The organism is Mesorhizobium sp. P160187, from assembly GCF_057766425.1.
The window spans coordinates 902,214-921,723 of the sequence record NZ_JBYMDX010000003.1; the positions used below are offsets into that span (position 1 = coordinate 902,214).

The following is a 19,510-nucleotide window of genomic DNA, read 5'->3' on the forward strand; positions in this document are numbered from 1 at the left end:
GAAGGGTCAGTTGGTGACCAGGCGACGCCTTGCCGATCGAACATATGACGTTAGGTTGAACTTATGGCAGTCAAACGGATGGACAATGTCGGAATCGTCGTCGATGACCTCGACGAGACGATTACCTTCTTTCGCGAGCTCGGCCTCGAACTGGAAGGGCGGGCGACGATCGAAGGCGAGTGGGCCGGACGTGTCACCGGGCTCGGCGATCAGCACGTCGAGATTGCCATGATGCGCACACCGGATGGCCATAGCCGGCTCGAGCTCTCCCGCTTCCTCACGCCGACGGTCGTCGCCGATCACCGCAACGCCCCGGTCAATGCCCTGGGCTACCTGCGCGTCATGTTTACCGTGGACGACATCGACGACACGCTTGAAAGGCTCCGCAAGCGTGGCGCGCAGCTGGCCGGTGAAGTCGTCCGTTACCAGGACGTGTATCGGCTCTGCTACATCCGCGGGCCGGAAGGGCATCTCATCGGGTTAGCCCAGGAACTCGGCTGAGCGCCCTTCGCGGGCGGGCTGAATATCACTCGGCGCGGATATCGATCGGCGCTTCGATCTTTATCACTTCGAAATCCGAAACCAGAACATCGAGCCGCGCCGTCCAGCGGCCTGGAATCGGAATGACGAGATTATCGACCCGCCAGGTGCCGTCGCCTGGCTTGGTCGCCGGACGCTTGATCGGCTCGATCTCCGAATCGGGCTTGGACAGCACCAGCGTCACTTCCTTGGCGTCGAGCGGGCCGAAATCGCCATCCATGATGACGATGGAGGCGGTGACCTCCCCGGTATGGCCGGGCGTGATGTCGATGTCGGCCATCGCCTTCATAGTGTGGATATGGGTTGACGTCGGTTGTGCCGCGGCGATTGCCAGCGCCCGTGGCGGCGGCGTGAAGCGCCAGCCGGCGGCAACGCCGAAGATCAGGAGCACGATCAGCATTTCGACTGAGATCGAGCGGCTAAGCCGTCGCCGCACTTCCGTCGCTCCGGCCTCGGCCAAGGCGGTGAGCCGCCATCGATTGACCGCCGCCAGCGTGAACAGAAACACCAGCAGCGCCAGCTTGATCAGCAGCAGCCGGCCATAGGCGGTGTTGACCAGTGCCGCCGGTGTCTGCACCTGGATGATGGCGAGCGCCACACCGGCGGCGGCAAGCGCTACCACCACGGGCATGATCGCGCGCGAAAACCGCCGCAGGAACGCCCCGGCTTCCACCGATTGGCTGCTCAACGCCAGGCCGAGCGGCAGCAATGCTCCAGCCCAGAAAGCGATGCCGGCGCCATGCAGGAACACCATAGGCCGCGTCAGCCATTGCGGTTCGGCTGCACTGGCATGGCCGCTGGCGGCAAGAGCTGCACCCACACCGGCCAGCCCGGCGAGCGCCAACGGCCTGGCGCCGGCACGCGATCCGACCAACGACAGCAGGCCAAGCCCGAGCGCCGCCAGCGAAATCAGCACCGTCCAGCCGAAGCTGGTGCCAAGCGCCGTCCGCCAGACCACCGGTTGCGCCAGCCGGGCGAGTGGCGCGCCCAGCGCGTCCAGCCCCTGGAACCCGAGCGACAGGGGTGCTGCGACCAGCCCGCAGAGGATGGCGGCAATGACGAAGCGCTGGCCTGAGCGCTGGCCTTGCGCCAGCCATGTCAGCGCGAAGGCGCCGCCAATGCCGAGGAAAAGCCCGATGTAGAGAAGAACCTTGCCGGTCCAGATCGCTGACCGCAAATCTATATCGACAGCTTCCCCCACCGCCGGCGCCGCACTTGGCGCGCCAACGGAAAACAGCACCGAGCCGCCGACCGGATGGCCATCGGCGGAAATCACCCGCCAGCTCAAGACTTGGGTGCCCGGCCCGAGCTTTTGTGGATTGTCGATCTCAACCGTTTGGTCGCTCAACCGAAACGAGGTCAAAGCGACAGGCGTACCGTCGGGCCGCACCAAGGTCAGCACCAGCGGCGACACAGGCTCGCTGAAGGTCAGCGAAAATTGCGTCGGCGCTCGCTCCAGAACCGCGCCGTCGGCAGGCTCGGCCTTGATCAGCGCCGCATGGGCAAAGGCCTGGTTTGGCGTGGCAAGGACGGCAAGCAGCAGGATCGCGGCCAGCAAGCTGAAGCACCTGCCGGCTGTCCGTTCTATCCGCTGGAAACAGGCCACGTTCATGCCATCCACCAAAACAGTGGCGCGCCGCTTCGAAGCAGCGCGCCGCCAATGCATCATTTCTTCGGCAGCAGGTTGAGGCCGGGCGCCGGATCTTCCAGCGCATCCTCATCCTGACCAGCCGCCGGAATCTCTATCCAACGCGCGGTGGCGCCATCGCATTCCTGCACCACCGGAAAATAGAGTTTTTGCCCGGCCGGCAGATCGGCGGCCAACGTGCCGCGGAAGACGAACTCGTCATAAAATTCATCCGGCAGGCTGCCGCCGCTCCAGTCGACTTCCTTGACGCCCGAGGTCACCGCCTCGCCATAGAGCTGGTAGGATTTCTCGTACTTGCCTTTCTTGACCTGCAGCGTCCAGCCCGGCTTCGGCATCGGCTTCACTCCGATCACCCCTTCCGGGATCTGCACGCGCACGGCAATCGTCGCCTTGCCGTCGCAGCCATGCGGCACCCGCAGCACGGCCTTGTAGGTCGAACCGACCGGCGCTTCCTGGGTTTCGAGCGTGATATGGCCGAAGGCAGCGCTCGTCCCCAGGACAAGAAATGCAGCGGCCGGCAAAAGATACTTGTTCATGATGGTCCCTCTCGAAAAATCGGTTGGCAAATTGATTGGTCAGTCGTTGTCTTCGAGGGGTGGCGCGCTGCCTATGGCTTGCACGGCAAACTCGACGGTCACGGTTCCGGCCTTCTCGAAAGTCAGCGTGGCGGCAAACATCTGGCCTTCTTTAGGCGGCTGCTTCAAATCCATGAACATCACGTGGTAGGCGCCAGGACCCAGCGTGATCTTGCCGCCCGCCGGAATGTCCAGGCCGCCACTGACCGGGCGCATGGTCATGACGCCATCCTTCACCCCCATTTCATGCAGTTCGGCCTTCCCCGAAATGTCGGAGGAAATCGACAGCAGCCGGTCTGGTGCGCTGCCCTTGTTGACGATGGTGAAATAGCCGCCGGCAACCTTGGCGCCGGCTGGCGTGGCACGGGACCAGGGATGCTCGATCTCGATGTCACCGGCCTTGAACTCATGCGCAAGGACGGAATGGGCGCCGACGAACAACAGTGCAAAGGCAAAGAGGGCGCTGCCGAGACGCTGCTCGATAGTGGTGAAGATAGGGGTGCTGCGGCGCAACGCGCCGGCATGACGAAAACGGGACATGGGTAGGCTCCATGAATATGAGGTCGCGCCTTTGTCCGGCTGCGAACGAGTTTATCATTGGATGATTATCGCCCGCGCGGGTTACGCCAAGCGAGCGGCGGTTTTTCAGCCCGCAAGCGGCGGGGCGCGCGGATTGGCCGGAGAGCGCTCACGCGTAACGTCGGGATGCCTGACTGCCGGCGGAAGAAACGCGACTGTTTCAAAAGACAGGCTCACCGGCGCCACGCCGACGCCTGCTGGCGGCGCATAGGCGACGGAGGCCATGCTGCAGCCGAGCATGCAGCATGCCGGCATGTGCGGCTGGTGCGGATCGCCGCCGGGAAGCTGGACCGCCCCCTCATGTGTACAGATGACGTTGCCGAAAACGTCGAGTTGCGAGGCATCCGGCGCAATGCCGAAAGCAAACACGCCGAGCGTCGACTGGAGCAGCAGCACACAGGCCGCGACAAAGGCGGCCATCATGCTCCATCTCTTACGCCGGAAGTCCAAAGACCTGCCTCTTCACGCAGCAACGCTTGGATATCTAGCACGCGGCATGTCGGCGGAAAATCGCCAAATCATCGCTGCGGCAACGCGGCGCGTTCAATCCATGTCGCCAAAAAGTGCGCTGCGGTTTGGGATAACGACATGCATAGGCAAAGATCTTGTGCGCATAACCTCCCTTCGGACGTCGCGCTCAGGAAGCCGGGCGGCCGCCGATTTCCGGGATCGACGTCAACAGCGTGTGGCGTGCCGACTTCAGATGCTTGCGGCAGGCGGCGTCGACCTTGCCGAGATCGCGCGATTTCAGCGCCGCGATGTAGGCGAGATGCTCGCCAACCGCGACTTCGTTGCGCTCGCGCTCCTGCGCCTTGTTCCACTGGTAGTGGTAGTGAAAGATCATGGCGATGACGTCGTAGAAATCGACGATGAAGCGGTTGTGCGACGCCCGGTGGATCAGCCGGTGGAAGCGCTCGTCTAGCTCCGAGAATTCGTTGAAGCGGATGGCGATTTCGCTGGCCAGAAGCCGGTGCTCGTCTTCCAGCCGGTCGAGATCCGCCCAGACCGGACTATCCCCAGGCAAGGCGGCAAAGGCCGCCGCCGAGCGTATCTCGAACATTTCGCGGATTTCAGTGAGTTCGAGCGCAAAGGCACGGGTAAATCCTTTCAGCACCCAGTGGCTGTTGCGCCGCTTCTCGATCAGGCCGAAGCGGGAGAAGCGGATCAGGAACTCGCGCACGCTGGTGGTGCCGACGCCGATCTCGCGCGCCAGTTCGAGCTCGTTGATCTGCATGCCGGCCTCTGCACCGCCGGCCAGCAACCTGCGCATAAACGACCGCTCGATGATCTGGGCCAGTGTATCTGTCTCCTCCTCGGGGAAGAAATCATCCGGCTTCGGCGTCCTGAGCACTGTCTTGCTGCGTTTGTTCCACGCGATCAGCCCGGTCTCTTCCATGCGCGCCAGAATGGTGCGCACGGTGGTCCGGCTGACGCCGAGCAAAGTGCCCAGTTCCGGCTCCGACGGCAGGCTCTGGGTCTCATCGAGCAGCCGCAGACCCCTGTTGTAAGCGTCCTTGTAGACGTTGTTGCTCTTCGACATCCCTGCCCCGTTGCGCGCCGGCGCTTGCTGTGGCTGGCTTGAAGCGCGATATCACATATGTCCTGGCGCTGACCCGGCAAAGCAAAACGCTCTGCGTGTCAGACGCCGCTCCCCACAACCCAAGCATCCATAGGACGCATGGTCTCCTTCTGAAAAAACAATTGACGCACAAATGTTTTTTCACGATAAAAGACATTATATGTAAACAGACGCGTGTCAATCCGCGCATCCCCAGGAACAGACCCAGGAAACTGCCCGTGAACGCCTCGAACAGCATTCTTCTGTCCCCCGCCGACAATGTCGCGGTCGCCAATGGCCGCATCGAGATCGGCACCCCTCTGCCCGGCGGCGCCGTCGCCACGGCCTTGATCGAGCCCGGCCACAAGGTGGCGATCAAGCCTATCGCCGCCGGCGAGGCGGTGGTCAAGTATGCCCAGGCCATCGGCCGCGCCACCCAGGACATCGCGCCCGGCGACCACGTCCATTCGCACAATCTGGTCTTCGAGTCCGGCCGTCTGCCGGTCGTGCCGCCGAGCGAAGCGGAGCATGCCACCGCAGCCGACCGCGCCCGGACATTCATGGGCTATCGTCGCGCCGATGGCCGTGCCGGCACCCGCAACTTCATCGGCATCATCGCCAGCGTCAATTGCTCGGCCACCGTCTGCCACGCCATCGCCGACGAGGCCAACCGCGTGCTGTTGCCGAAATATCCGGGGATCGACGGCTTCGTCCCGATCGTCCATGGCCAGGGCTGCGGCATGAGCGGCACCGGCGACGGCATGATGGTGCTACACCGCACGCTCGCCGGTTACACCCGCCATCCGAATTTCGGCGGCGCGTTGATGGTCGGCCTCGGCTGCGAGGTCAACCAGCTCACCCTTTACGGCCAGAAGGGTGCGGCGGCGGGAAAACGCCATTTCAACATCCAGGACGCCGGCGGTTCGCGCAAATCGGTCGCAAAGGCGATGGGCGTGCTCGCCGAAATCGCCGAGGAAGTCGGCCAGTATCAGCGCGAGCCGATCCCGGTCTCGGAGATCGTCGTCGGCCTGCAATGCGGCGGTTCCGACGGCATGTCGGGCATCACCGCCAATCCCGCGCTGGGAGCGGCGGTCGACATCCTGGCCGGCGTCGGCGGCATCGGCATCCTGTCGGAGACGACGGAGATCTATGGCGCCGAACATCTGCTCGCCTATCGCGCGGCAACGCCGGAGATCGCCAAGAAGCTCGACGGTTTCGTCAAATGGTGGGAGGACCATGTCGCCAAGCACGGCGCCTCGATCGACAACAACCCCTCGCCCGGCAACAAGCGCGGTGGCCTGACCACCATCCTGGAAAAGTCGCTGGGCGCCGTGGCCAAAGGCGGCCAGACTCCGCTCAACGGCGTCTTCGGTTATGCCGAAAAGGTCACCGGCAGTGGCCTGGTGTTCATGGACACGCCCGGTTACGACCCGGTCTCGGCGACCGGTCAGGTGGCGGGCGGCGCCAACATCATCGTCTTCACCACCGGCCGCGGCTCCTGCTTCGGCTGCCGGCCCACGCCGTCGATCAAGGTCGCCACCAACTCGACCATGTACCACCAGATGGAAGAGGACATGGACGTCAATTGCGGCGTCATCGCTTCGGGTGAGAAGACCATCGCCGGCATGGGCCGGGAACTCTTCGAACTCATCGTCGAGACGGCATCGGGCCGCAAGACCAAGAGCGAGGCGTTCGGCTACGGCGACAACGAGTTCGTGCCGTGGCACCTCGGCGCGACGCTCTAACCACCGACGAAAAAAAACGGGCTGCAACGACGGCTCACAAGGGGAGGCTTTGGATGGACAAACGCCGCATCGGCACGACTGCGCTCGAGGTAACCGAGATAAGCTTCGGCGGGGCGGCGATCGGCGGGCTCTACCGGGCCTGTCCGCGCGAAGCGGCGATGGAGACGCTGCAGACAGCCTGGGATGCCGGCCTGCGCTATTTCGACACCGCGCCCTTCTATGGCTTCGGCCTGTCGGAGCGGCGGACCGGCGACTTCCTGCGCTACAAGCCGCGGGATTCCTATGTGCTGTCGACCAAGGTCGGACGGCTGTTCCGCCCGGTGCCGGAAGACCAGGTTCCCGATCATTCCTATGTCGACCCGCTGCCCTTCGCGCTCGACTACGACTACTCCTATGACGGCATCATGCGCTCGGTCGAGTTCTCCTATGCCCGGCTCGGGCTTAACCGGATAGACATCCTGTTTGTGCACGACATCGGCACCTACACACATGGCGTCGAGAAGACGAAGCTGCACTTTCGCCAGCTGGTGGACGGCGGCTTGAAGGCGCTGGACGAGCTTAAAACGTCCGGTGTAATTTCCGCCTATGGGCTCGGCGTCAACGAGGTGCAGATCTGCCTCGACGTGCTGCGCGAAGCACCGCTCGACTGCATCCTGCTGGCCAGCCGCTATTCGCTGCTCGACCGCTCGGCTGAAGCCGAGTTGCTGCCGTTATGCCGTGAGCGACAGACTTCCCTGATCATCGGCGGCGTCTTCAACTCCGGCATCCTGGCGACCGGACCGGTGCACGGTGCGCATTTCGACTATCTGCCGGCGACGCAGGACATACTCGAGCGTGTCGGCGCGATGGAGAAAATCGCTGATGAGGGCGGATATCCGCTGGCGGCGGCTGCATTGCAGTTTCCGCTGCAGGAGCCTCTCGTGGCCAGCGTGCTGACCGGAACGGCCAAGCCTGCCAACCTGACGCGCAACCTCGACCTGTTCGACGTCCAGGTGCCGCAAGCGGAATTCGCCCGCTACACTCCCTACACCATCGTGCAGGAGCTCGGCTGACGAAACGCCACGATCACGGTTCTCAAGAAGGAATGAATATTCCATATTGACTCGACGGTGGAATTAATATTCCATGATGATCAAGGAGGATCGGGAGCGTCTGGACGTGGCACTAAGGATCGGCAGGGAGGTTTCCCCGCCAAGCCATGCGCAGGCCGATATGAAACACCGCTTGCGTCGGCCGGACCGATGCACTATCAAAAAGCGGCAACTGTTTTTTATTGATAAAGTTCTGTTTGGGCCGCGCCTATCCAAATGGAGCTTCCGTAACCTTCACCGGGCGATCTAGGGAGGATTCCTAATGAAATTCGTGACCAGCATTCTCAACCGCCGCTCACTGATGGCACTAGCTGCCGCCTCGATGCTTGCCGGCACGCTGCACACGGCGCCGGCTTCGGCGGCGGACGTGACCATTCCGATCATCGTCAAGGACACCACGTCCTTCTACTGGCAGATCGTCCTGGCCGGCGCCCGCAAGGCCGGCAAGGATCTCGGCGTCAACGTACCCGAACTCGGCGCCCAGGCTGAAACCGACGTCAACGGCCAGGTCTCGATCCTCGAGAATGCCGTCGCCGGCAACCCGGCCGCGATCGTCATCGCGCCGACCGAATTCAAGGCGCTCGGCAAGCCGATCGATGAAGCGGCCAGCAAGGTCAAGGTCATCGGCATCGACTCCGGCGCCGACTCCAAGGCGTTCACCTCGTTCCTGACCACCGACAATGTGCAGGGCGGACGCGTCGCCGCTGACGGTCTTGCAGCAGCCATCGGCGAAGCCAATGGCGGCAAGATCGAGGGCGACGTCGCCCTGATCACCAACGCACCGGGCGCCGGTTCGCTGGAGCAGCGCAAGCAGGGCTTCACCGAGCAGCTGGCCGCGAAATATCCGGGGCTCAAGCTCGTCGCGGACAAATATGCCGACGGCCAGGCAACGACCGGTCTCAACATCGCCACCGACCTGATCACCGCCAACCCGAACCTCAAGGGCATCTTCGCGTCCAACCTGATCATGGCGCAGGGCGTCGGTCAGGCTGTCGCCGAGAACAACCTTGGCGGCAAGCTGGCGCTGGTCGGCTTCGACAGCGACGAGAAGCTGATCAAGTTCCTCAATGACGGCGTCATTTCCGCGCTCGTCGTCCAGGATCCGTACCGGATGGGCTATGACGGCATCAAGACCGCGCTCGCCGCCTCGAAGGGCGAGAAGGTCGAGGCCAATGTCGACACAGGCGCCAACCTGGTGACCAAGGCAAACATGAAAGACCCCAAGATCGACGCCCTGCTCAACCCGAAGCTCTGAGCCCGTCAGGCAAAAATCGTTCCGGGGCCTCGCGCCCCGGAAACATTCGATACCGGCTTGAATATCCACCGGCTTGAATTACCTCGGCGATGCGGCTGACTGCATCGCGACGTGCCAACCGTAAGGCCAACCTGGGAGGATTGTCATGACGCCCACGGCGCAGGAACTGCACCCGGCCCCAACGCTAGCGCCCGGCAGGACGATCCTCGAACTGCACGGGCTGGAAAAGCGCTATCCCGGCACGCATGCGCTGAAGCCCGTTCACCTTGCCTTCAAGGCAGGTGAGATCCACGCCATCGTCGGCGAGAACGGCGCCGGCAAATCCACCTTGATCAAGCTTCTGACCGGCGTCATGCCGCGCACTTCCGGCGATGTCATCTGGGAGGGCAAGCCGGCAGCGCTGGCAACCCCGCACGAGGCGATGGCGCTCGGCATCAACGCCGTGCATCAGGAGGTCGTGCTCTGTCGCCATCTCACCGTCGCCGCCAACATGTTCCTCGGCGAGGAGAACTCGCGCTTCGGCATCCTGCAGCAGCGCGCCATGGTCAAGGAAGCGCAGAAGATCATCGACGGTCTCGGCTTCGACCTGCCGGCGCATGTCATGCTGGGTGACCTCACCATCGGCCAGCAGCAGCTGATCGCCGCCGCCCGCGCCACCGTGCGCGGCACCAAATTCCTCATCTTCGACGAGCCGACCGCCTATCTCACCCGCAAGGAAGCTGACCAGCTGTTCACGCTGATCCGCAGGCTCAAGGGCGAAGGCGTCACCATCATCTACATCAGCCATCGCATGGAAGAGGTGTTCGAACTCGCCGATCGCGTCTCGGTACTGCGCGACGGCACGCTGGTCGGCACCCGCAACATTGCCGAGACCAATGACGCCGAGCTGGTCAAGATGATGATCAACCGCTCGATCGAGCAAGTCTACCACAAGGAGCATTTCACCCCCGGTGCCGTGATCGTCGAAACCAGAAACCTGTCGGGCAAGGGCTTCGAAGACGTCTCGATGTCGGTGCGCGCCGGCGAGATCGTCGGGCTCTATGGCCTGATCGGCGCCGGGCGGAGCGAGTTCGTCACCACGCTCTATGGCCGCCACAAGAAGTCGGCCGGACAGGTCCTTTGGCAAGGCAAGCCGGTCCACATCAATTCCGAGCACGACGCGATCAAGCTCGGCATGGCGCTGGCGCCGGAAAGCCGCCGCGACCAGGGCCTGTGCCTGAACCTGCCGGTCGGCCTCAACCTCAACCTGCCGATCTACAAGCGCATCTCCAACAACCTGCTGATTGCGAACACGAAGGAAAAGGCTGAAGCCGATCGCCAGATCGCCGGCCTCCGCATCAAAACGCCAACACGCGGCGCCCTGGCCTCCAGCCTGTCCGGCGGCAACCAGCAGAAGATCGTTATCGGCAAATGGCTGGCGCACGGCGCTAAGCTGTTCATCTTCGACGAGCCTACGGTCGGCGTCGATGTCGGCACCAAGGCCGAGATCTACCGCCTGTTCGGGGAACTGTTGTCCAAGGGCGCCGGCATCATCCTGATCTCGTCCTATCTGCCCGAGGTTTACGAGCTCGCCGATACGCTGCACGTGTTCCGGCGCGGCAAACTGGTCGCCAGCCATGGCTTTCGCGCCGCTAGCCACGAAGACGTGCTGACGCAGGCGATCGGCTGACAAAACAAGAAACGGGAGGAACCATGAGCATCGAAACCGTCGCGATCGAAAAACCGAAACGGAACTACAACGTCCTGTTCGGGCTGACGCTTCTGGCGTTGCTGGTTCTGCTCTGGATCGTGCTGTCGGTGGCGACGCCGAGCTTCGCCTCCTCCAACAACATCGCCAATCTTTTGCGGCAGGGCTCGATGATCGCCATCATGGCGGTCGGCCAGACCTTCGTCATCATCACCGGCGGCATCGACCTCTCGGTCGGCGCCGTGGTCGGCTTCGCCACCGTCATTGTCGCCATGATGATCAATGCCGGCTTCCCGATCTGGGTCGCCATTCTGGTGACGCTGCTGGTCGGCGTTGCCATCGGCCTGTTCCATGGCTTCGGCATCGTCAAGATGGGCCTGCCGCCCTTCATCATCACGCTGGCGACGCTGACCTCGTTGCGCGGCATCGGCCTGTTGATGACCAACGGCAATTCGATCAACATCAACAGCGACAGCTTCACCGCGTTCTCGCGTAGTTCCTTTGTCGGCATCCCCAATCTGTTCTGGATGGTGATCCTGGTCGGTATCCCGGCCTACATCTTCCTGCACCACAGCCGCTGGGGCCGCTATCTCTTCTCCGTGGGATCCAATGCCGAGGCTTCGCGCCTCTCGGGCGTCAATGTCCAGCGCACCATCTACATGGCCTACACGCTGTCGGGCCTATGCGCGGCCTTCGTCGGCGTGCTGCTGGCGGCGCGCATCGGCATCGGCAACCCGACCCAGGCCGAAGGTTGGGAGTTGCAGGCGATCGCCTCATCGGTGATCGGCGGCACTTCGCTATTCGGCGCCGTCGGCTCGGTGCATGGCCCGCTGCTCGGCGCCTTCATCCTGGCCACCATCAACAACGGTGCCAATCTGCTCAACGTCAACTCGTTCTGGCAGCGCATCATCACCGGCGCGTTGATCATCATCATCGTCTATTTCGACGGCCTGCGCCGTCGCGGCAAGTAATCCTCCCTGACCTTCCGTGTCGGTCCGCTCAACAACGGACCGGCGCCTTTTTGAACACTGGAATTGCCGAATGAAAGCTGTTGTCTGCCGCTCGCCCGGCGAGCTTGTCCTGGAAGACCGGCCGGCGCCAGGAGCGCCGCCTGCCGGCTGGGCGCTGGTCGCCGTCAGCCATGTCGGCATCTGCGGCACCGACTACCACATCTTCGAAGGCAAGCACCCGTTCCTCGCCTATCCCCGCATCATGGGCCACGAAGTGTCGGGCACCGTCGTCGAGACCGGCGAAGATGTCGATCTTGCCGTGGGCGAGCCCGTCATCATCAATCCCTATCTCGCTTGCGGAAAATGCATCGCCTGCCGGCACGGCAAGCCGAATTGCTGCGTCAGGATCGAAGTGCTTGGCGTCCATCGCGACGGCGCCATGGCCGAGCAGATCCTGGTGCCGGCGCAGAATCTTTATCCAGCAAACGGCTTGTCGCTGGCCGATGCGGCGGCGGTGGAATTCCTCGCCATCGGCGCGCATGCCGTGCGGCGTGCCCGCGCCGAACCAGGCGCCCGCACGCTGGTCATCGGCGCCGGGCCGATCGGCCTTGGCGCAGCGCTGTTTGCCCGCATCGCCGGGCTCGATGTCAGCCTGCTCGACATGAGCACGGAGCGGCTGGATTTTGCAAAAGGCGAACTCGGCTTCGCCACGCTCGACGGTTCACAACAAGCGGCAGCCGAACTGGTGCGCGAGGCAACCGGCGGCGAAGGGTTCGACGTCGTCTTCGACGCCACCGGCAACACCGCCTCGGTGCAGTCGGCCTTCGCCCATGTCGCGCATGGTGGCACGCTCGTGCTGGTCAGCGTCGTCAAGGACGACATCGTCTTTTCCGATCCGGAATTCCACAAGCGCGAAATGACATTGATCGGCAGCCGCAACGCGCTGAAAGTCGATTTCGACCACGTCGCCGCCTCGATACGCAACGGCGCCGTGCCTCTGGCAAAACTCGTCACCCACCGCACCACGCTGGCCGGCACGCCGGATGATCTCGCCCGCTGGGCGCATGAGAAATCGGGGTTGATCAAGGCTGTGATCGAGGTGGGGTAAGACATCCGAAAAATTTGGTGGAGCGATAAGTGCCGAGTTAAGGCAGATCGCATACCTCGGCGATTTGCGAAAAGGCCCGTCGCTTCCTCATCCACGGGCGGAGCAAGGAGCGAAGCGACGCGGCGCAGACCCGAGGATTCATTCGGTGACGTCTGCGCTAGAATCCAGCGGTGCAAAAAGAGGCGTCCATTCGCATCTCCTACCTGCACCGCTGCGGCGCGCGACAGTCGCGGCATGGGTCCTCGGGTCTCCGCGTCCGCTGCGCTCCCGCTCCGCCGTGGATGAGTAAGTGAGCGGCTAAGCCGCCCGCTTCCACCCATCCCTGATATGCTTGTACCCCTCGCGATAAACCGCCTCCGGCGTCTCGGAAAAATCCCGCCACACCTTGGTCGCCGCCGCCAGATCCTTCAGCGATCTGCCAAACGCCTCGATCGTCAGCCAGTCGTCATAGCCGCTCTTGCGGATGGCCGCGAAAGTCTCTTTCCACGGAATGTTCCCGCGCCCCGGCACGCCGCGATCGTTCTCCGAAATGTGGATGTGCACGACATTCCGCCGGTGCTTCATGTAGGCGCCGATCGGGTCGGCCTCCTCGATATTGGCGTGGAAGGTGTCGTACATCGCTTTGATGTGCGGCCGGTCGATGGCGTCGACGTGCTCGGACAGATCGGCCATCGTGTTCAGCAGATAGCACTCGAAACGGTTGAGCGCCTCCAACCCGATGGTAACGTTCCGCTTGCCGGCATGATCGCCAATGGCGCGCTGCGACGCGATCGACCGCTTCTTCTCGGCCGCCGTCGGCCCGCTGCCGGAGAAGGCGCCGAGCGTCGAATGCAGCGGCCCGCTCAGCGTACTCGCGCCGAGCGCCTGGGCGCAATCGATCGCCCATTTCATGTAGTCGATGCCGGCCTTGCGGGTCGCGGCATCCGGCGAAATCAGATTCATCGCCGGGTCGCCCATCGCCGTAACAGCCGTGCGCTCCAACCCGATGCGGTCGAGCAAATCGCCAAGCTTCTTGTAGTCTTCTGGCGTGCCTGAGAAGATCGGTATCTCGACGCCGTCGAAGCCGGTCGCCTTGATGTCGCGCAGCAACGGCTCGTGTTTTTTAGACACGGAAGTCGTCCACAAAAACATGCACATGCCGATTTTCATCGACAGCCCCTCCCCATTTGACGACGCTCGCTGGTTTCTTTCGCACCTCGCACCATGCGCCCTCATTCGGCCGCTTCGCGGCCACCTTCTCCCCGAAGGGAGAAGAGACTTGGCGCCGGCGCTCCCTAAAGTTTCGTCCACGCCCCGTTCTTCTTCGATGACTTCACGCAGGCCTCGATGAACGCCATACCTTCGACGCCGTCCTGGATGGTCGGGAACACCACGTCCTTGCCCGGCTTGCCGCCCTTCTTGCGTGCCGCGCGGATCGCCCGCGCCGCCTCCTGGTAGATGTTGGCGAAGCCTTCGAGATAGCCTTCCGGATGGCCAGACGGAACGCGGCTGACGCGTCCCGCAACTGGCAGCGCGCCGGCGCCGTTGCGGGTGAGCAACTGCTTGGGCTGGCCGAACGGCGTGTACCAGAGATAGTTCGGATCGGCCTGCACCCATTCCAGCCCGCCTTTAGAGCCATAGATGCGCAGCTTCAGCCCGTTCTCGTGGCCCGGCGCCACCTGGCTCGCCCAAATCATGCCCTTGGCCGGATGCACCTTGCCGACCGGCTTGAAGCGCAGCATGACATTGACATTGTCATCGAGCAGCCTACCCGGGACGAAGGCATCGAGATCGGCCGACAGGGAATCGAGCTCCAGCCCGGAGACGAAGCGCGCCAGATTGTAGGCGTGCGTGCCGATGTCGCCGAGCGCGCCGCCCGCGCCCGCCTGCTTGGGGTCGGAGCGCCACGCCGCCTGCTTCTGGCCGGTGGCGGCAAGATCTTCGGTCAGCCAGTCCTGCGGGTACTCGGATTGCACGATGCGGATGTCGCCAAGCTGCCCCTTGGCCACCATCTCGCGCGCCTGCCGGATCATCGGATAGGCAGTGTAATTGTGCGTCAGCACGAACACCTTGCCGGTCTTTTCAACCACGGCCGCGAGCTTCTTGGCCTCGGCCAAAGTCGTCGCCAGCGGCTTGTCGCAGATGACGTGGATGCCCGCCTCGAGGAAGACCTTGGCCGCCGGCACGTGCACATTGTTGGGGGTGACGATCGCCACCGCCTCGATGCCGTCCGGGCGCTTGGCCTCGGCCTTGGCCATCTCGGCATAGGAGGCGTAGCTGCGCGCCGGGTCGAGACCGAGTTCGGCGGCGGAAGCCTTGGCGCGCTCGGGATTGGCCGACAGGGCGCCGGCCACCAGCACGAAGTCATTGTCCATGCGGGCCGCGATCCGGTGCACCGCGCCGATGAAGGCGCCTTGGCCGCCGCCGACCATACCATAGCGGATCGGGCCGCCCCCCGCTTCCGACTTCGATGCGCCGACCATGTCTTTCTCCTGCTTGTCTCAAATACCCATCATGGCGCGCAGCATCTTCTTGTCGGTGGCGCCGCCGGCGAAATCATCAAAGGCCTTTTCCGTCACCCGGATAATGTGGTGCTGGATGAAGGGCGCGCCTTCGGCCGCGCCGTCCTCCGGATGCTTGAGGCAACACTCCCATTCCAGCACCGCCCAGGAATCGTAGCCATACTGGGTAAGCTTGGAGAAGATGCCGCCGAAATCGACCTGCCCGTCGCCAAGCGAGCGGAAGCGGCCGGCGCGATTGGTCCAGCTCTGATAGCCGGAATAGACGCCTTGCCGCCCCGTCGGATTGAACTCGGCATCCTTGGCATGGAAGGCCTTGATCCGCTCGTGATAGATGTCGATGAATTCGAGATAGTCGAGCTGCTGCAAAAGGAAATGCGACGGGTCGTAGTTGATGTTGCAGCGCTTGTGACCGCCAACCGCATCTAGGAACATCTCGAAGGTTGCGCCGTCGAAGATGTCCTCGCCAGGATGGATCTCGTAGCCGACATCGACGCCGTTTTCGTCATAGACGTCCAGGATCGGCTTCCAGCGTGTGCCGAGCTCGGCGAAGGCCTCCTCGATCAGCCCGGCCGGCCGCTGTGGCCAGGGATAGAGGTACGGGAAAGCTAGGGCGCCGGAAAACGTCACCGAGGCTTTCAGGCCAAGATTCTTCGAGGCCTTGGCGCCGAACTCCATCTGTTCGACCGCCCATTTCTGCCTGGCCTTGGGGTTGTTGTGCACCGCAGGCGGTGCAAAGCCGTCGAACTGGGTATCATAGGCCGGGTGCACCGCCACCAGCTGCCCTTGAAGATGCGTCGACAGTTCGGTGATCTCGACGCCGGCATCCGCGCAGATGCCTTTCACCTCGTCGCAATAGGTCTTGGAAGATGCCGCCTTCTTGAGGTCGAACAGGCGTGCATCCCAGGTCGGGATCTGCACGCCCTTGTAACCGAGACCGGCCGCCCATTTGGTGATCGAGGCCAGCGAGTTGAACGGCGCGGTATCCCCCGCGAACTGCGCCAGAAACAGCCCCGGACCCTTCATTGTCGACGGCATCGGCATCCTCCCAATTCATTTTTCCAAGGACCAAGCATAGCGTCTGATGAAAGCAGGGCCAGCCTCTTTGGTCTCTCGTGATGTGCATTCTCGTATCGGCATTCTGGTATTACCAAATACTGGAAATGGGTCAAGCCATTTGACTCACGCGCAAAGCTGCCGGGGCATTCCATTTTTGGCGATATATACCAGCATAATCAATACGGTACACAGATGCCGATATCGCATCGCGGCGGTTCTTGCCGCGCGACAAAAATTGCTGTAGACCTCCATTAGGGCCCAATTGGTCGAACCAGTTGCGCAAAAACGCTGGAGCGCCTTGGGGAGGAAACACGCGACGCGCCTTGTGGGGCGCATCGCAGGCGAACTGGCACAGACGAATTCTGGGAAGGATAGACCATGCATCTTTCGACGCACAACTGGATGCGCGCGGAACCGTTGGAGGTGACGCTGAAGCGCATCAAGAAATTCGGCTACGAGTCGATCGAGATTTCCGGCGAGCCCGAGCAATACAAGACCAAGGAGACCCGCGCGCTGCTGAAAGAATACGGCATCCGCTGCTGGGGGTCGGTGACGCTGATGCTGGGCGAACGCAACCTTGCCGCCAGGGACCAGGGCCAGCGCGAACGCTCGGTGCAGTACGTCAAGGACGTGCTGACCATGGTCAGCGAACTTGATGGCGAGATCATAACGCTGGTGCCCGCGACCGTCGGCAAAGTGGTGCCGGACGGCACCGAGGAAGAGGAATGGAAGTGGGTGGTCGACGCCACCCGCGAATGCTTCACCCATGCCAAGAAGGTCGGCGTCAAGATCGCGGTCGAGCCGCTCAACCGCTTCGAGACCTATCTGTTCAACCGCGGCGCGCAGGCGATGGCCCTGGCCGATGCGGTCAGCCCCGAATGCGGCGTCTGCCTCGACGCCTATCACATCCATATGGAAGAATTTAACGTCCATGACGCGATCCGTCAGGTCGGCAAACGGCTGTTCGACTTCCACGTCGCCGACAACAACCGCTTTGCCGCCGGCCTTGGCCAGATCGATTGGCCACGGATCGTGCAGACGCTGAAGGAAGTCGGCTATGACGGCGCGCTGACCAACGAATTCGTCGCGCCCGTCGACCGCACACCCGCCGCGCCCTATCCCGACATGGTCGACCGGAATCCGGTCGACATTTCTCCCGAACAGCTGAAGTTCATCCAGGATCACGGCTCCAGCGTGCTGACGGAGAAATTCTACACCGACCAGATGCGCATCACGGCCGAAACGCTGCTGCCGCTGATCAAGTAGCCGATCGGGATGCGCATCACAACGGTCCAGGCGTGGTGGGTCCGCGTGCCGATTGAGGCCGCGAAGCAGCACCGCAGCGACTTTGGCCAGGTGACGACGTTCGACGCCGCCATCCTGCGCATTGAGACTGACGACGGGCTGATCGGCTGGGGCGAGGGCAAGAACGCCGCCGGCAGCGCCGGCAGCTATGGTGCGCTGGTCTACATGCTAAATCAGGAGGTCGGGCCGCAGCTGATCGGCCGCGACCCCGCCGACATCGGCTTGATCTGGGAGATGCTCTACAACGGCGTGCGCCATGACAGTGCCGCGCGCGCCGGCCATGCCATGCCGCAGCTGGCGCGGCGCGGCATGAGCATAGCGGCAATCAGCGCCGTCGATATCGCGCTCTGGGATATTCTGGGCAAGTCGTTGGGACAGCCGGTGTGGCGGCTCATCGGCGGCCGCAAGCTCGACCGCATGCCGGCCTACGCCTCCGGCGGCTGGGCTGCCGCCGACGCTATCGGCGAGCAGCTCAAATCCTACATCGCCAAAGGCGGCTTCAAGGCGCTGAAGATGCGCGTCGGCGCGATGGACGGCGCCCCGCACATTTCCGCCGCCCGCGTCCGCGCCGCACGGCAGGCGCTCGGTCCTGACGTCGAGTTGATGGTCGACGCGCATGGCACCTATACGGTGGCCGAGGCCAAGCGCTTCATCAGCTTGGCCAGCGATCTCGACCTCGCCTGGTTCGAGGAGCCTGTTATCGCCGACGACAAGGCTGGTATGGCCGAGGTGCGCGCCTCGGGCTCGATCCCGATCGCCACCGGCGAAAGCGAAGCGACGCGCTACGCCTTCCGCGATCTCGCGGTGCTGAAATCCGCCGACATCTTCCAGCCGGATCCGGCCTTTTGCGGCGGTATCAGCGAGGCGATGAAGATCGGCACCATCGCCAGTGCCTTCAATCTGCGCTTTGCCCCGCATCTGTGGGCCGGCGCGCCATGCTTCTTCGCCGGCCTGCATGTTTGTGCGGCCTCGCCTGCCAGTTTTACCGTTGAATATTCGCTCGGCGCCAACCCGATGATCCACGATCTTATCGAAGAGACTGTCGAAGCAAGGGACGGTATGATAGCGATCCCTGAAAAGCCGGGTCTGGGATTCACCATTTCGGAGCGGTTCCTGGAGGCGCACGCGCAACGCGGTTGACGATGAAAGAAAAGAACCTTCTCGCCGAGCTCGCCGCCTATCTCTTCGCCCATTCGGACAAGGAGACCGGCCGCACGCCTTCGGAGCGCGAACTGGCGGAGCATTTCGTCGTCAGCCGCGGCCAGATCCGCGAAGCGCTGGCCATTTTGGAGGCCATGCGCATCGTCGAGCGCCGCGCCAAATCCGGCATCTATGTCGACACCAGGCAGGCCAGTGTAGAAGCCTTGGCTCTTTTCGCCCGCGCGGGCCTGCCGCTCGATCCGGTGCAGATCTACGAGACCGTCGAACTGCGCAAGATCCACGAGATCAAGGCCGCCGAACTTGCCTGTTCGCGTGCCACCGAAGAGAATTTCGAACGCCTGCGGGAGATCCTGAAAGCCTCGGAGGAGTGCATCGCCGCCGGCGAAGGCCTCGCCAAGGAAGACCGCGAATTCCACCTCGAAATCGTGCGGGCGACCAAGAACGGCGTCTTCCACAATATCTGCAGTGTCTATTACCTGATGGGCGAGCAGCGGCTGCCGATCTACTTCAACGATCCCGAGCGCTCAGTGCGCTCGCATGCCGAGCATATCCAGATCTACGAGGCGCTGCTGCGTCGCGACGGCAATCTCGCTCAGGCGCTGATGAGCGCCCACCTGCAAGGCGCGGAAAGCTACTGGAAGGGGATCATCGAGGGCCGGGAGGCGCAAACGCAAAGCCTGGCACTTGAGAAGGTCTAGTGCAATTCCAGGAAAGGTGTGAAACGGTTTTTCTGGGAAAAGCGCGCGGCGCT

The 19,510-nt window shown here is 63.0% G+C and carries 18 protein-coding genes; 10 read left to right on the forward strand and 8 right to left on the reverse strand.

All coding sequences use genetic code 11. The features are described from left to right. Positions 1-63: 63 nt before the first annotated feature. Positions 64-501, forward strand: a complete 438-nt coding sequence (locus AC3CCE_RS07705) for a VOC family protein (protein WP_352533981.1) — start codon at positions 64-66, stop codon at positions 499-501. A 25-nt stretch (positions 502-526) separates the two neighbouring features. Here the strand turns inward: AC3CCE_RS07705 and AC3CCE_RS07710 are convergent, their stop codons facing one another. The 5 genes from AC3CCE_RS07710 to AC3CCE_RS07730 all read right to left on the reverse strand — a co-directional run bounded on the left by AC3CCE_RS07710 (position 527) and on the right by AC3CCE_RS07730 (position 4,882). Beyond that, on the reverse strand, positions 527-2,152 hold the full coding sequence (locus AC3CCE_RS07710) for a copper resistance CopC/CopD family protein (protein WP_352533979.1): 1,626 nt from the start codon (positions 2,150-2,152) through the stop codon (positions 527-529). 53 nt (positions 2,153-2,205) lie between these two features. Then, positions 2,206-2,724: a YcnI family copper-binding membrane protein gene (locus AC3CCE_RS07715; protein WP_352521595.1), complete on the reverse strand. Its 519-nt coding sequence runs from the start codon at positions 2,722-2,724 to the stop codon at positions 2,206-2,208. A gap of 39 nt (positions 2,725-2,763) precedes the next feature. After that, positions 2,764-3,303, reverse strand: a complete 540-nt coding sequence (locus AC3CCE_RS07720) for a copper chaperone PCu(A)C (RefSeq protein WP_352624906.1) — start codon at positions 3,301-3,303, stop codon at positions 2,764-2,766. Positions 3,304-3,408: 105 nt separating this feature from the next. Continuing rightward, the gene (locus AC3CCE_RS07725) at positions 3,409-3,765 is read right to left on the reverse strand and encodes a DUF2946 family protein (RefSeq protein WP_023713447.1); all 357 of its coding nucleotides are present in this window, start codon (positions 3,763-3,765) and stop codon (positions 3,409-3,411) included. A gap of 214 nt (positions 3,766-3,979) precedes the next feature. Continuing rightward, positions 3,980-4,882, reverse strand: a complete 903-nt coding sequence (locus AC3CCE_RS07730; protein WP_023700141.1) for a GntR family transcriptional regulator — start codon at positions 4,880-4,882, stop codon at positions 3,980-3,982. A gap of 257 nt (positions 4,883-5,139) precedes the next feature. Between AC3CCE_RS07730 and AC3CCE_RS07735 the strand changes: the two genes are divergently transcribed. The 6 genes from AC3CCE_RS07735 (at position 5,140) to AC3CCE_RS07760 (ending at position 12,736) form a co-directional block, all read left to right on the forward strand. After that, the gene (locus AC3CCE_RS07735; protein ID WP_352624908.1) at positions 5,140-6,645 is read left to right on the forward strand and encodes a UxaA family hydrolase; all 1,506 of its coding nucleotides are present in this window, start codon (positions 5,140-5,142) and stop codon (positions 6,643-6,645) included. Positions 6,646-6,698: 53 nt separating this feature from the next. Continuing rightward, positions 6,699-7,697: an aldo/keto reductase gene (locus AC3CCE_RS07740; RefSeq protein WP_352624910.1), complete on the forward strand. Its 999-nt coding sequence runs from the start codon at positions 6,699-6,701 to the stop codon at positions 7,695-7,697. 301 nt (positions 7,698-7,998) lie between these two features. After that, positions 7,999-8,991, forward strand: a complete 993-nt coding sequence (locus tag AC3CCE_RS07745; RefSeq protein ID WP_023669816.1) for an ABC transporter substrate-binding protein — start codon at positions 7,999-8,001, stop codon at positions 8,989-8,991. 145 nt (positions 8,992-9,136) lie between these two features. Continuing rightward, positions 9,137-10,660, forward strand: coding sequence for a sugar ABC transporter ATP-binding protein (locus tag AC3CCE_RS07750; protein ID WP_352624912.1), 1,524 nt, complete (start codon positions 9,137-9,139; stop codon positions 10,658-10,660). A 23-nt stretch (positions 10,661-10,683) separates the two neighbouring features. After that, positions 10,684-11,649, forward strand: coding sequence for an ABC transporter permease (locus tag AC3CCE_RS07755; RefSeq protein ID WP_023683015.1), 966 nt, complete (start codon positions 10,684-10,686; stop codon positions 11,647-11,649). A 70-nt stretch (positions 11,650-11,719) separates the two neighbouring features. Then, complete coding sequence (locus AC3CCE_RS07760) at positions 11,720-12,736, forward strand: zinc-binding alcohol dehydrogenase family protein (RefSeq protein WP_352624914.1); 1,017 nt, start codon at positions 11,720-11,722, stop codon at positions 12,734-12,736. Between the two features lie 297 nt (positions 12,737-13,033). Here the strand turns inward: AC3CCE_RS07760 and AC3CCE_RS07765 are convergent, their stop codons facing one another. From AC3CCE_RS07765 to AC3CCE_RS07775, 3 genes are all read right to left on the reverse strand, one after another. After that, positions 13,034-13,885, reverse strand: coding sequence for a sugar phosphate isomerase/epimerase family protein (locus tag AC3CCE_RS07765; protein ID WP_352624916.1), 852 nt, complete (start codon positions 13,883-13,885; stop codon positions 13,034-13,036). A 125-nt stretch (positions 13,886-14,010) separates the two neighbouring features. Beyond that, on the reverse strand, positions 14,011-15,198 hold the full coding sequence (locus AC3CCE_RS07770) for a Gfo/Idh/MocA family protein (RefSeq protein ID WP_023683012.1): 1,188 nt from the start codon (positions 15,196-15,198) through the stop codon (positions 14,011-14,013). 18 nt (positions 15,199-15,216) lie between these two features. Then, a complete protein-coding gene (locus AC3CCE_RS07775; RefSeq protein WP_352624918.1) occupies positions 15,217-16,272 on the reverse strand; it encodes a sugar phosphate isomerase/epimerase family protein in 1,056 nt (351 codons plus the stop codon). Positions 16,273-16,671: 399 nt separating this feature from the next. On the opposite strand from AC3CCE_RS07775, the gene AC3CCE_RS07780 reads away from it, so the two are divergent. The 3 genes from AC3CCE_RS07780 to AC3CCE_RS07790 are packed head-to-tail and all read left to right on the forward strand — an operon-like array spanning position 16,672 to position 19,457. Further along, on the forward strand, positions 16,672-17,559 hold the full coding sequence (locus tag AC3CCE_RS07780; RefSeq protein WP_352624920.1) for a sugar phosphate isomerase/epimerase family protein: 888 nt from the start codon (positions 16,672-16,674) through the stop codon (positions 17,557-17,559). Positions 17,560-17,568: 9 nt separating this feature from the next. Next, positions 17,569-18,738 carry a mandelate racemase/muconate lactonizing enzyme family protein gene (locus AC3CCE_RS07785; RefSeq protein ID WP_352624922.1) on the forward strand — a complete coding sequence of 390 codons (1,170 nt, stop codon included), beginning with the start codon at positions 17,569-17,571 and terminating at the stop codon, positions 18,736-18,738. 2 nt (positions 18,739-18,740) lie between these two features. Further along, on the forward strand, positions 18,741-19,457 hold the full coding sequence (locus tag AC3CCE_RS07790) for a FadR/GntR family transcriptional regulator (RefSeq protein ID WP_352624924.1): 717 nt from the start codon (positions 18,741-18,743) through the stop codon (positions 19,455-19,457). The last annotated feature ends 53 nt before the right edge of the window (positions 19,458-19,510 follow it).

Bases quoted from the DNA above. Each gene is read 5' to 3' on its own strand.
- AC3CCE_RS07705 (WP_352533981.1), top strand. From the start codon at position 64: ATGGCAGTCAAACGGATGGACAATGTCGGAATCGTCGTCGATGACCTC.
- AC3CCE_RS07710 (WP_352533979.1), bottom strand. From the start codon at position 2,152: ATGAACGTGGCCTGTTTCCAGCGGATAGAACGGACAGCCGGCAGGTGC.
- AC3CCE_RS07715 (WP_352521595.1), bottom strand. From the start codon at position 2,724: ATGAACAAGTATCTTTTGCCGGCCGCTGCATTTCTTGTCCTGGGGACG.
- AC3CCE_RS07720 (WP_352624906.1), bottom strand. From the start codon at position 3,303: ATGTCCCGTTTTCGTCATGCCGGCGCGTTGCGCCGCAGCACCCCTATC.
- AC3CCE_RS07725 (WP_023713447.1), bottom strand. From the start codon at position 3,765: ATGATGGCCGCCTTTGTCGCGGCCTGTGTGCTGCTGCTCCAGTCGACG.
- AC3CCE_RS07730 (WP_023700141.1), bottom strand. From the start codon at position 4,882: ATGTCGAAGAGCAACAACGTCTACAAGGACGCTTACAACAGGGGTCTG.
- AC3CCE_RS07740 (WP_352624910.1), top strand. From the start codon at position 6,699: ATGGACAAACGCCGCATCGGCACGACTGCGCTCGAGGTAACCGAGATA.
- AC3CCE_RS07745 (WP_023669816.1), top strand. From the start codon at position 7,999: ATGAAATTCGTGACCAGCATTCTCAACCGCCGCTCACTGATGGCACTA.
- AC3CCE_RS07750 (WP_352624912.1), top strand. From the start codon at position 9,137: ATGACGCCCACGGCGCAGGAACTGCACCCGGCCCCAACGCTAGCGCCC.
- AC3CCE_RS07755 (WP_023683015.1), top strand. From the start codon at position 10,684: ATGAGCATCGAAACCGTCGCGATCGAAAAACCGAAACGGAACTACAAC.
- AC3CCE_RS07760 (WP_352624914.1), top strand. From the start codon at position 11,720: ATGAAAGCTGTTGTCTGCCGCTCGCCCGGCGAGCTTGTCCTGGAAGAC.
- AC3CCE_RS07765 (WP_352624916.1), bottom strand. From the start codon at position 13,885: ATGAAAATCGGCATGTGCATGTTTTTGTGGACGACTTCCGTGTCTAAA.
- AC3CCE_RS07770 (WP_023683012.1), bottom strand. From the start codon at position 15,198: ATGGTCGGCGCATCGAAGTCGGAAGCGGGGGGCGGCCCGATCCGCTAT.
- AC3CCE_RS07775 (WP_352624918.1), bottom strand. From the start codon at position 16,272: ATGCCGTCGACAATGAAGGGTCCGGGGCTGTTTCTGGCGCAGTTCGCG.
- AC3CCE_RS07780 (WP_352624920.1), top strand. From the start codon at position 16,672: ATGCATCTTTCGACGCACAACTGGATGCGCGCGGAACCGTTGGAGGTG.
- AC3CCE_RS07785 (WP_352624922.1), top strand. From the start codon at position 17,569: ATGCGCATCACAACGGTCCAGGCGTGGTGGGTCCGCGTGCCGATTGAG.
- AC3CCE_RS07790 (WP_352624924.1), top strand. From the start codon at position 18,741: ATGAAAGAAAAGAACCTTCTCGCCGAGCTCGCCGCCTATCTCTTCGCC.